1 protein-coding gene is annotated in these 1,042 nt (G+C 59.4%); it reads right to left on the reverse strand.

Features of this window, described 5'->3' with window-relative positions:
• On the reverse strand, positions 1–1,042 hold a 1,042-nt coding region (locus FGA82_RS28015), incomplete at both ends, for a DUF6531 domain-containing protein (protein WP_249384296.1).

Consider the following 1,042-nt stretch of genomic DNA (forward strand, 5'->3'; position numbering starts at 1 on the left):
ACAACTGATCTTCGCTGTTGCGGACCAGGGTGATGTTTTCGATGGCGTCGTAGTGGAACAGTCCGACTTTAGGCAACGGATAGCTGTGGTCGCGGCCGTCGGCGCTGTAGAACGTCAGGCCATCGTCCACGCAGTCAAAGCGCGTGGTGAATTCGTTGATCCAGCGCGCGCCGAGTTCGCTCTGATCGTAGGCGTCGAGGCGTGAGTTGTAGGTGCGCGTCCATTCGATCGGGAAGGGGCCGGGCAGGCTGAAATCGGTATGGCTGAGGCTTTCAGAGCCTATGGCGAAATTGATACTGCGCCCCGTGCTGGCGCAGGCGCAGTTTTTTTTCGGCTCGGGTGCGTGAGTCGCCGAAGCCTGTTGGCCGTTGGAGGCCAACTGCCCCTCGGATGCCGTACGCTTCGCCTGACCGGTCTTGTCCGGGTGGACCGCGGCGTTCTGCCCATGGGCATTACGCTTGCGCCACAAGGTCACGGCACTGGAGAGGATCAGCAGCAACCAGCCGATCGAGTTCTGCACCGACTCATCGTCGAGCTTGCTCAACTGCGTGCGCAGTTCCGGCCCCATCGCCCGCAGTTTTTTGGTTTCGTCGGAAACGGTTTTTTTGAAGTCGTCGGGGACGAGGTTTTGCGCCACGCTGTTGGCCAGGCCTTTGCCTGCCGACTTCAGGGCGCTGTTGGCAGCCCCAAAAACATTGCTGAATGACGCCAGCGGATCATTCTTGAATTGATCGGCTGCGGCGCTCGCCTGGGCGCTGGCTGCATTCAGATCACCTTTGGCATCCAGATTGCCGAACGCCACCGCTTCGATGCCTATTGCAATCTGATCAATGATTTCTTCGCCGAGCTTGCCAGCGTCCGCCAAAATGCCCGGTAACTTGCCTTTGGCTTGCTCAACAAAATCATCAAGCGTGCCGATAATCGAGGCGTTCAGGTGACCGACCAGCACCTCGATCACGGAAGTGCTGAGCAACACCTTGCTGCTGGCCCTCATTTCCTGACGCACCAGAAACAGCGTCGGGCGCAGGGTCATCCGCGCCGC

Origin of the sequence: Pseudomonas fluorescens (genome assembly GCF_005938625.1) — a bacterium.
GTDB lineage: Bacteria > Pseudomonadota > Gammaproteobacteria > Pseudomonadales > Pseudomonadaceae > Aquipseudomonas > Aquipseudomonas fluorescens_BD.